Source organism: Fibrobacter sp. UBA4297 (genome assembly GCF_002394865.1).
GTDB lineage: Bacteria > Fibrobacterota > Fibrobacteria > Fibrobacterales > Fibrobacteraceae > Fibrobacter.
Genome location: NZ_DGUZ01000002.1, coordinates 36483 through 44630, shown reverse-complemented (window position 1 = coordinate 44630; position 8148 = coordinate 36483). Strand labels below are relative to the sequence as shown.

The window sequence follows — 8148 nt, the reverse complement described above, 5'->3', positions numbered from 1 at the left end:
TCGGCGATAAATCGGCGATAAATTTCAAGGAAAAGATTGTCGAATACCTTGCTGAACACGAAGAAGCCCGCTCACGAGAAATTGCTGATGTTATAGGCTTGAAGATTTCTCGAACTAAGGACTACATAACAGAACTTGTTGAAGAAGGCAAAATTGTCTCCAACGGGGCAAACAAGAATAGGACGTACTCGTTGAAAAAATGATGTCTGATGTTTTTGTCATAGGTGCCGGTTGCAGTGTCCCGTATGGATTCCCTACGGGTGCAATGCTGATGCAGAAGTTGAAGAATTTCGACTACGGCAGAAAATTTCCTAGAGACCCTAACGACTCAATTGATATTTTCCTAGTTGATTTATATCAAGAGCATTTTGGTTATTCAAGTACAGATAATAAAAGACAATACGGAAAAGATTATGCGTGGGTCTTACCGTACACTGAACATGAAAACTTCTACAATCAATTGATGGATGGGATTGTTCTTCCTTTTGCCCAAAGTATTCGCCATTCAATGATGGTTTCGACAGATGAATTTTTGAAGAATCGCTTAGGTCAAAAGCAAAACGAACAAGCTGATTTCGGAAAACGTCTGATAGCTTACGAGATCTTGAAGGCGGAACAAGCGTCACGGCTTGGCAACATTGACTGGATTCAACATCTGCTTTCTCGGATAGACCAGCAAGATAATTGGAAAGAAATCCTGAAACAAACGGTGTTCCTTACCTTTAATTATGACCGCGTCCTGGAATATTGCATCTTCTTGTATCTGACATCGGACAAGCAATATGCAGATGCTGCCGCTCATGCCTTTATAAAAGAAATGCAAATATTTCATGTCAATGGCTTTATCGGCTCTCTTGAGGAAATTCCCTTTGGTGCTGTAGAAAATGGCAAATATCAAGAAATTGCCAAGAGGATGGAAACTGTCTGGGAAAAGCGCCAGAATCGCGATGAAACTGAAAAGGCAAAGTATCAAGAATTCCTGAAAAGTGCACAGCGAGTCTATTTTATGGGATTCTCTTATATTCCGGATAACCTTGAATCTATAGGAATTCCTCGTGGTGCAGAGATTATTCGAAACGCAAAGGTCTATGCCACGGCTATGGGCTTATCTTCTCAGAACCGTCTAAGGATTTCGACGTATTTGGATCTCATGGACTTTGAAAAAAGAAACGAACCCGAGCCAATGCCCGAGATAGAAAACCGAATCCTCAAGGACGCAAGTGCGGTTGACCTGATACTTGATTATTATACGCTTCCGTGATAAAGTGCAAATCAAAAGTAAAACCAGATGTAAAATTTTCTTGCCCCTCTTGCCAACTTTTGCGATATTAGGTACATTACACTCATGCGCGTCATTCCGTAGAAAGGAATGATGCGCTTTTGCTTTATTTGGCTTTGCCGTATTGCAAGGGCGTTCCTAGTAAAAACAATAAACACAGGAGGCCCTATGGCTAAAAAAGAAATTGTCACTTATTCTCAGCAGACTTTCGAGAATATCAAGCACACCGACGAAAATGGAACTGAATTCTGGTATGCAAGGGAGCTGCAAACGGCTCTTGAATATGCCCAGTGGCGCCGTTTTCAAGAATCGATTGTCCGTGCAAAAACCGCCTGTGAGGCCAGCGGGTTGGATGTTGAGGATCATTTTGCCGACGTCGGCAAAATGATAATCCTCGCTAAAGGTGCCCAGCGTGAAATCACCGATATCAAGCTTTCGCGTTACGCTTGTTACCTGATTGTGATGAACGGAGACCCCCGCAAAGAAGTGATTGCCCTGGGTCAAACATATTTTGCTGTTAAAACCCGGCAGAAGGAAATTTCGGACTCTGCGGCACAGCTTTCGGAAGACGAAAAACGCCTGGCGATTCGTGACGAAGTGACCATTCGCAACAAATTCCTTGCCAGTTCTGCAAAGGCGGCCGGTGTTGAAACGCCTGTGGATTACGCCGTGTTCCAAAATCGTGGCTACCAGGGACTTTACAACGGGTTGGGAATGAAGGATATTCACAAGCGCAAGGGGCTCAAGAAAAACGAACAGATCTTGGACCACATGGGGGCCACCGAACTTGCTGCGAACCTGTTCCGCATCACCCAGACAGATGACAAACTCCGTCGTGAAAACATCAAGGGGAAGGAACGGGCAAACGAAACCCATTATGCCGTAGGCAAGAAGGTTCGCCAAACGATTGCGGAACTTGGCGGAACAATGCCAGAAAACCTCCCCACGCCCAAAATCAGTGCCCAAAAGTTGAAACAGGAGCGCAAGAAAGCCGTTGCGAAGAAATGAAAAACGCAGGAGGCCCTATGTCAAAATCAGAGAACCTTATAAAGAGCTTGATAGCCCTTCCGCATGAATACGAGTGGTTGGACTTTAAGGAAAGTTGGTTTTCAAAAGACGAGGTTGGCGAGTATATTTCGGCGATTTCGAATGGAGCGGCATTGTGTGGCCGAGAATTTGGTTATATCGTGTGGGGAATTCGCAATTCAAATCATGAAATCATCGGCACGACTGTAAATTTTGACAAGGACGTTAATCATGAGCCTTACAAGCATTATCTCGCGAGGAATTTAAAGCCGAGCGTTGCTTTTGATGTTGAAGATGTTCAGATTGACGGCAAACGTCTTGTTTTGTTGTCTGTCCCTGCAGCGAAATCCGTCCCAACGAAGTTCCTGTCACAAGCTTTTATCCGAATAGGTTCAAGCAAAGAAAAACTTTCGAAGTTCCCTGAATGGGAAATTCGTCTTTTGAACATTTTGTCTAATGGCATTCCGACGATTGTCAGTATGGCGGCTCCTGATTATGCGCAGGAACTGACTTTTGAAAAACTGTTTATGTATTATGGGGCGAAGGGCGTTGCACTTCGAAAGGAAACTTTCAAGAAGTCGCTCAGGCTCTTGACTGCTGATGGACGCTATAACATTATGGCGTTGCTGCTTTCGGATGCGAATGACATTCCGATTCGTGTTTCCGTTTTTAGTGGCAAGAGCAAGGCTGATACGCTTTTCTCAGTCAAGGAATACGGAAATTCCTGTATTTTGTATGCGATGGATAAAATTTTGGAATACGGCGATGCCATCAACATCATCCAGGCGGATGAACGGGGACGTATTTCCGAGCGGAAGGATGTTCCTCTTTTTGATTACGAGGCTTTTCACGAAGCAATATTGAACGCGTTTATTCATAACAAGTGGCTGGGAATGAATGCGCCCATGATCAGCGTCTTTACGGACCGTATAGAGATTCTTTCTCATGGCGGTCTTGGTCTTGAGCAGGATTTGGAGGGCTTTTACAAGGGCGTGAGCATCCCTGTCAATGAAATCCTAGCTTCAATTTTCTTGCAACTGCGGTTAAGCGAACGGTCGGGACGTGGTGTGCCGAAGATTGTCGAGGCGTATGGTCGCGATTCCATAAAGATTGAGAAAAATTTCATTGTGGTGACGATCCCTTTCAACAGGATTAACGTGACTCCGTTTGAATTGAATGAAGGACAGCCGACTGTAATTCCGACTGCAAAGGCTACAATAAACGCTACAATAAGCGCTACAATAAATGCTACAATAAAACTGACTGATAGTCAAAAGAAAATTCTTGAGATAATCTTGAGTGATCCGAGAACTAATCAAGCTGAAATTGCCGAACAGCTAAATCTTCACCGTGTGTCTGTTGCTAAAAGTATGTCAAAACTACAGAAAGAGGGTGTTCTGAAACGTGTCGGCAGCAATAAAAACGGATACTGGGAAATAGTTGAATAAATCACTCTAAAATGAGTAAAAGTTCAAGCTCTTGACGCGGTACAACTGTGGATTTAGCTTTAGAATAGGACTTGAAAGCTACCACAAACTGTAACCTTAATCATAAGAATGAGGAAAAATGAACTATACATTTACAGAAAAAGAAGTTGAAATGATGTATTACTGGGGATAATACGCTGATGGTGAAAGCGGCTTTACTGAAGAAGAACAAAAATTGTACGATAAAATAGAGCGAATATTAACGCCATTGCAAAAAGAAAAAGATGACTCTCGCAAGATTGTAGAATTCTTTAAAGAGATATGCAGTACATATAAGGGTGTGTCATATTCTTTGCGATACCCCGGAGGAAATTGTATAAGATTCATTGATGTAGATAAAGACTTATGCTTTGATACGGCAAAGTCCAAGTACACGGATGTGGTGTTGGAGGTATCTAAGGTTATAAACAAATTGAAGCTGAAAAAACGGGAGGGTTAGATTACACAAATGTGCGTTCTTGTTTTAATCTATTTTTAAACATTTTGAAGGACAACAGCGGTTGGGTGATAGGATAAAATTCGTCTATCAATTCTCGGATACGCTAGCAATCTTCAGTCTGTATCGCATGCTGCGGCCGCCTTTTTTATTTGTCTCGAGGATTCCTTTGTCCATGAGGCTTTGGATTTCGCGGAGGGCGGTGTCGTGGCTTGCGTTGAAAAGGGCGGCAGCTTCTTTGGCGGTGAAGGGTTGCGCGAGGCGGCCTGCCATGATTTCGTCGATGAGTTGTTGTTCGCGTTCGCTGAAGGTGGTGCTTGCGTGGGCGTTGCGGAACTGGATGCGGCTGATTTCGGAGGCGAAAAGTTGTTCGCTATCTTTGATGGCGTCTCGCATCATTTGCAGGAACCATAAAATCCATTCGGTGAGGTCACCGCTTGCGGCTTGTGTGCGTGCGAGAATCTTGAAGTAGTCGCTTTTGTGGACGTTAATTTGTTTGTTCAGTGCGTATTGGCAATGCGTTGTGTTTTCGGCGCGGGCGAGTTGCATGGCTGTGATGGCGCGGGCGAGTCTGCCATTTGCGTCGGCGAAGGGGCGAATCGTGATGAACCAGAAATGTGCAATTGCGGCTTTAATCACCCCGTCTATATTTGCGCTCTCGAACCACGATAAAAAGTTTTTCATTTCGCTTTGGAGGCGTTCCGGGTTCGGGCCTACAAAATGGAGTTGCTTTTCGTCGATGGTCGTTTGCACTTCGCTCGGAATTTCGCGGAACTTTAGGACTTTGTTCTGACCCATCGCAGAATGCCAGCTGAAAAGGCGTTCTGCGGTGAGGGGCTGCGAGGCGTTTTGGATGGCGCCGAGGTAGTTTTTGATAAAGTTTTGCGAGCCTTTGCTTTTGAGTTCTACTTCGGCAAGTGTGTGCGCGGAATCCAGCGTGTAGCCGTCGATGGCGTAATTGGCGACGATGTCTTCGGCGAGGAGTTTTGCTTCGATGTCCTTGAGTCCACAGATTTGCATGATTCCGATGAGCTTGCCTTCTTCAAGGCGTGTCTGCCCAAGCGCTTGGAGCACCTTGGGAGAATCGAAGCGGAATCGCGTCCAGTCTGGGAATTGGTGGATGTAAAGCATGGTCTTTTCTCAAATATATTTCTTTTTCCGGCGTTATTTGGCGCGCGCGTTTCAATGCTCCGTTGAATTTGATAAATTTAAACTATGCAGAAAATTGAAACTTGGTACAAGGCTGAGGGCAATTGCCCCGATGAAGAATATGAAATTGCAAGCTACCTGCTTTTCGAGGCGGGTGTTGCGACGCTCGAAGAACTCGACCCGGTGACCGCTGGCCGCACGGAGTTCTGTTTTTACACGGGCGACAAGGCGGAACGTGACCGCATCGTGGCGGAATTTCCGCAGTACAACTTTGTTGTAACGGAAGAGCCTGCAAAGGATTGGGACAAGTGGTGGCGCGACCGTGCGCAGCCGGTGGCTGTGAGCGAGCACCTTTGGGTTCGTCCACCTTGGGTGGAATTTACGCCGGAAGATCCTGAAGCGGTTGTCTTGGAACTTGAGGCAAAGACTGCATTTGGTACGGGCGAGCACGAGACAACGAGTAGCTGTGCTGCGCTCATGGAAAATATCGATTTCAAGGGCAAGACGGTTCTCGACATCGGTACGGGAACGGGCATCCTCGCGATGTTTGCACGTCGCAAGGGCGCAAGCCTTGCTGTGGGAACGGAAATCGACCCGCTTACGATTCCCTGCATTGCGGAAAACTTTGAACGCAATGGTTTTGGTGAAAGCGACTGCGTGCTCGGATTCCTGGATGCGTTCAAGGACGGAACGAAGTTCGACGTGATTCTCTGCAACATGATCCGCAGTGAACTTTGGCCGCTCCGCGATGACATCGAAGACTTGCTCGCCGAAGGCGGCGAACTCATCATCAGCGGACAGCTTGTCACAGAAAAGGATTACATCCTCAAATGGTTCGATGAAGCTGGTTTCAAAGTCTCTGTCGAACGCACCAAAGGCGAATGGTGGAGCGTGCTTGCACGCTCCTAAATGAGCCGGAAAGGAGACAAACGCATAAGGCGAGTGTTGCAGCCAAGCTCGCTTGGCTATAACCGAGCCGCGCGTTTGGCAAAATCACGAAGTGATTTTGCAATGGTGGAGTGTGCTTGCACGCTCGTAAATGAGCCGTAAGGGCGACAAACGCAAAAGGCGAGAGTCGCGGATTATTTATTTCGCCAAAATTGAATTCTTGATTCGCACTCACCTTTAGGTAAGCGCATATTTAGATTCATGAGAGCTTCTAAATTTTCTGCAGCTTCTTTTGGGGATAAAATGTTGTATTCAATCAAATTGTCGAATAGGTAAAGAACCCCTGAAACTTTAACACCGTCTTTTTGTGCTGCTGAGCGTAACTTACCGTCTCCGGTTAAAAGACGGCCATCAATTTTTTTGGCGTAATACCATACAGAACAATCTGCGATTGAAGCGTTATTTGTACAGCTCGTGTGTAACGAAATCACTTGGCTAAAATCAGCGGCGTTAAAAGATACTACACCTAATTTCTTTGAATTGATAAATTTTTGGACTATCTTCAGCTGTTCTGGTCGAGTGATTTCGCTGATAACTAAATCTGTTGTGCATATTTCGCAGGGCAAGGCAAAAAACGCTTCCAGTAGGCTTACTGAAAGTAAGTCAAAGATGATGTTTGCGTCGCTTATGACAATGCGTTCTTTTATCATACCAAGGCTAGATCTCTTCGAACTTGTTCAATGTCTTGATGCAAAAGGTTTGCAGCCTTGGATGTAGTAATAAGTTCTTTGCTCAGAGCCTTGTAAACTAGGCTAACGAAACGGGTTGACGTTTCTTGGTGGAATAAGGTTCTTTCTATAAGTGCCTTGAATCCTTTTGCTCGGTTTTTCTGGATGCAGAAGGTGCGGAATCGTTGTTCCGAAATGATGCCGCAATCTTTTGCTTTGTACATGATGGCGTCACAAGAAATTCCGTAAGAAAGTTGAATCGCTTTCAGCTCCTGATATGAAATGTCTTTTCGAGTGCTCCCGAGAATTCGTTTGAGTTCTGATTCGGGAAGCAACATTTCGCTAGCAAACAGGTGACAGAAAGTTTCTTCTTGCTTATTGTTGATGTTTTTAGGGAATTGCAGAACCAAATGTCCAAGTTCATGTAGTGCCGTAAAGCGTTTTCTTTCGACGGAAAAAGTTTTGTTTAGAATGACTACATGGAATTTTTCATTGACTAGAGAACTCATGCCATCGAATGAATCTGGTGCATCAATTTCGATAACTTTTACTCCGTTTCGTTCGAGCAAGTCAATAACATTCACGATGCCGTCTAGACCAAGGTTCCATTCTTTGCGGATTTTAGCTGCTGCTGCCTTGACTTCTTTGGACGAAGATGCGCTTATGCGGGGAAGGGGCGATTGTATCGTTTCATCGCCACAGATTTCTTCGATGTTGATATAACGTTCCATAAGGTCCGCAATGGCTTCGCGGATGCCGTTCTCTTTTTTTTGCGGGAGAGAACTTTTTTTACGGAATCGAACAGATTCGACTTGTACGGCAAAGGGCCTAAAGAAATAATCAATAGGCTGGTGAAGTGCTTTTGACAATGCGATGACGATATCGCTGCTTGGAGCCATCAAACCTTTTTCGTATTTGGAAATGGCCATCTTTGAGACTTTGTTTCCCATAGACGCGCAGAGTTCGTCCATAGAAAGCCCCATCATGATGCGGGCATTTTTAAGCCTTGATGAAAAAATAGAAAGTTCCGCCATACTTTCCTCCGTTGTTTACAAATATATATAAAGAGTTATAATTTGTAAACTAAGCGTTTTTTTTGTCAATGGCGTTCCATAAATTGCTGATGCTAAAGATCCTCGCCTTCGCGAGGATGAC

At 44.9% G+C, this 8148-nt stretch carries 8 protein-coding genes; 5 read left to right on the top strand and 3 right to left on the bottom strand.

Features of this window, described 5'->3' with window-relative positions; all coding sequences use genetic code 11:
- The 4 genes from B3A20_RS01145 to B3A20_RS01130 form a co-directional block, all read left to right on the top strand.
- Nucleotides 1–203 (top strand): winged helix-turn-helix domain-containing protein (locus tag B3A20_RS01145; protein WP_290760958.1); only part of this gene is annotated, 203 nt, incomplete at its 5' end.
- A gap of 68 nt (nucleotides 204–271) precedes the next feature.
- On the top strand, nucleotides 272–1261 hold the full coding sequence (locus tag B3A20_RS01140) for a hypothetical protein (protein WP_290760956.1): 990 nt from the start codon (nucleotides 272–274) through the stop codon (nucleotides 1259–1261).
- A 186-nt stretch (nucleotides 1262–1447) separates the two neighbouring features.
- On the top strand, nucleotides 1448–2287 hold the full coding sequence (gene dinD, locus B3A20_RS01135) for a DNA damage-inducible protein D (RefSeq protein ID WP_088660050.1): 840 nt from the start codon (nucleotides 1448–1450) through the stop codon (nucleotides 2285–2287).
- A 17-nt stretch (nucleotides 2288–2304) separates the two neighbouring features.
- Nucleotides 2305–3753 carry an RNA-binding domain-containing protein gene (locus B3A20_RS01130; RefSeq protein WP_290760952.1) on the top strand — a complete coding sequence of 483 codons (1449 nt, stop codon included), beginning with the start codon at nucleotides 2305–2307 and terminating at the stop codon, nucleotides 3751–3753.
- Nucleotides 3754–4318: 565 nt separating this feature from the next.
- Here B3A20_RS01130 and B3A20_RS01125 read toward each other — a convergent pair.
- Complete coding sequence (locus B3A20_RS01125; protein ID WP_290760950.1) at nucleotides 4319–5359, bottom strand: Fic family protein; 1041 nt, start codon at nucleotides 5357–5359, stop codon at nucleotides 4319–4321.
- Nucleotides 5360–5443: 84 nt separating this feature from the next.
- On the opposite strand from B3A20_RS01125, the gene B3A20_RS01120 reads away from it, so the two are divergent.
- Entirely contained in the window at nucleotides 5444–6286 is an 843-nt protein-coding gene (locus B3A20_RS01120; RefSeq protein ID WP_290760948.1) for a 50S ribosomal protein L11 methyltransferase, read from the top strand.
- Nucleotides 6287–6459: 173 nt separating this feature from the next.
- Here B3A20_RS01120 and B3A20_RS01115 read toward each other — a convergent pair whose 3' ends face one another.
- Both B3A20_RS01115 and B3A20_RS01110 read right to left on the bottom strand, forming a co-directional pair.
- Nucleotides 6460–6975 (bottom strand): hypothetical protein, encoded by a 516-nt coding sequence (locus tag B3A20_RS01115; protein WP_290760946.1) that lies wholly within the window; start codon nucleotides 6973–6975, stop codon nucleotides 6460–6462.
- Nucleotides 6972–8027, bottom strand: coding sequence for a helix-turn-helix domain-containing protein (locus B3A20_RS01110; protein ID WP_290760944.1), 1056 nt, complete (start codon nucleotides 8025–8027; stop codon nucleotides 6972–6974). Before B3A20_RS01110 ends, B3A20_RS01115 begins: the two co-directional genes overlap by 4 nt.
- Between the last annotated feature and the right edge of the window lie 121 nt (nucleotides 8028–8148).

Coding starts and splice junctions, on each gene's coding strand:
- B3A20_RS01120 (WP_290760948.1), top strand. CDS start 5,444: ATGCAGAAAATTGAAACTTGGTACAAGGCTGAGGGCAATTGCCCCGAT.
- dinD (WP_088660050.1), top strand. CDS start 1,448: ATGGCTAAAAAAGAAATTGTCACTTATTCTCAGCAGACTTTCGAGAAT.
- B3A20_RS01130 (WP_290760952.1), top strand. CDS start 2,305: ATGTCAAAATCAGAGAACCTTATAAAGAGCTTGATAGCCCTTCCGCAT.
- B3A20_RS01110 (WP_290760944.1), bottom strand. CDS start 8,027: ATGGCGGAACTTTCTATTTTTTCATCAAGGCTTAAAAATGCCCGCATC.
- B3A20_RS01115 (WP_290760946.1), bottom strand. CDS start 6,975: ATGATAAAAGAACGCATTGTCATAAGCGACGCAAACATCATCTTTGAC.
- B3A20_RS01125 (WP_290760950.1), bottom strand. CDS start 5,359: ATGCTTTACATCCACCAATTCCCAGACTGGACGCGATTCCGCTTCGAT.
- B3A20_RS01140 (WP_290760956.1), top strand. CDS start 272: ATGCAGAAGTTGAAGAATTTCGACTACGGCAGAAAATTTCCTAGAGAC.